This is a genomic window from Veillonella tobetsuensis (assembly GCF_001078375.1).
In the GTDB taxonomy this organism is placed as follows: Bacteria; Bacillota; Negativicutes; order Veillonellales; family Veillonellaceae; genus Veillonella; species Veillonella tobetsuensis.
Window position 1 is genome coordinate 1 of record NZ_BBXI01000040.1, and the last position, 1895, is coordinate 1895.

Annotated in this window: 2 protein-coding genes; both read left to right on the top strand. The window is 38.6% G+C overall.

The features are described 5' to 3' along the window. Nucleotides 1-379: ShlB/FhaC/HecB family hemolysin secretion/activation protein (locus VEI_RS10360; protein WP_145749537.1), on the top strand; the 379-nt coding region annotated here is incomplete at its 5' end. A gap of 44 nt (nt 380-423) precedes the next feature. Further along, nucleotides 424-1895, top strand: a 1472-nt coding sequence (locus VEI_RS09320; RefSeq protein ID WP_145749539.1) for a filamentous hemagglutinin N-terminal domain-containing protein, incomplete at its 3' end; no start/stop codon positions are given.

Below are 1895 nucleotides of genomic sequence, written 5' to 3' on the forward strand. Positions count from 1 at the left end.
TTATGGGCAATGGACATTAGGTGGCAAGCAATTATACTCACGAGATATGATTAGTCTCGGCAATCGATATACCGTACAAGGATTTGATGGTGAGTATACGTTGATGGCTGAGAGTGGTTGGTATATGCGAAATGAAGTAGCTAGTTATATACCAAAATGGAAATCAAGTATATATGCCAATATAGATTTTGGTGCCGTATATGGGCCTAGTACCGATGTATTGACAGGTCGGTTTATTGCCGGTACAGCCATTGGTATGAGAGGCCAATTTAAGTCTGGAATATTTTATGATGCCTTTGTTGGTATGCCGTTATATAAACCGGAAGGTTATAAAACAAATCATATAGCAGCAGGATTCCAAGCGGGATTTAGATTTTAGTAAATTGCTGTTATATCTCATATATATAGTTTGGGAGAGAATTTATGAAACAAAAACGATTACAATATAAAATTGCTGTTTGGCTTACAATGGGCCTCATGGTTATGGATCCTTTAGTAGTTCCTTTAGCTTATGCAGAGAATCCTATAGAGGTAGATCGCAATGCGCCTCAACATCGACAAGCACAAGTAGGACAAGCGGCAAACGGTATTACATTAGTCAATATTGCAGGACCTACGGCAGGTGGTGTATCTCGCAATGATTATACAAATTTTAATGTGCCACAAAATGGTGTGATTTTAAATAATTCATATCAACTGGCGAATACGAGCTTAGCTGGGTATGTGCCAGGTAATGCTAATATGATGCGTGGATCTGCCTCGGTTATTGTAAATGAGGTCACATCTCATAATCCTACTAACATGAATGGCTTTATTGAGGTGGCTGGACGTAAAGCATCAGTTGTTGTAGCTAATCCTAATGGAATCACTGTAGATGGTGGCGGTTTTATAAATACTGACCGTGCTGTATTAACGACTGGTAAGCCTGAATATGACCCTAATGGAAATCTTAATACCTATCGGGTAGAACAAGGTTCTATTGCTATTAATGGAAAGGGTCTTAATGCAAAAGAATCTAACTCCTTACAAATTTTAACCGAAGCTGCACAGGTAAACGCAGGTGTATGGGCTAATGCAGTAGAGACTCGTACAGGTAAAAATATAATAGATGCCAAGTCTTTAGAGTCTAAGGCATTGGGTTCCTCTAATCAAATTGGTCTAGATGTATCTGCTATTGGTGGTATGTATGCTAACTCTATTACCATGAAAGGAACCAATGATGGGCTTGGTGTTAATGTTAAAGGTACATTAAGTTCTGTTCATGCGACTAATATTAGTGCGGATGGTATGATTCAAGTGGATGGCGGCATAACAAGTAATGGTCAGACGTCTATTTCAGGTCATGCCATTTCAGTGGGACAAGATGGTGTTGTGCAAGGTGACAACGGCTTATCTATTGAAAGTCAATCGTCTATGGCTAATCATGGTTTGGTAAACTCAAATGGTACTACAGATATTCACGCAAAATCGGTAGATAATGCTGAAAATGGCCGTATATATGGAAATACTGTGTCTATTAAAGCGGATACTGTATCTAATCATACGGATGCAACTATTGAAGCAAGATATACAAGTGCTGCAGATGTTTTGACACAAGCGAAAGAGGCGCTTGATAAAGAGTGGAATGCAGATATAACAGCTTATAAGTCTAAAGAAGAGTTGCAAGCACATCGCAATCGTATACAAGAGCTAACTAAGACTTATGATAAAGCGCAAGAAGCAATGACTAAAGTACAAAAGGAATTAGATAGTCATAAGTCTGGTACAATGGCGAGTCGTGACCATATGGATATACAAGCTCATGAAATCCATAATAATGGAAATGCTTTATTGTATAGTGGAAATACGATGAATCTAACAGGCTCTCATGTCATTGAAAATAAGGGCGCCACCAT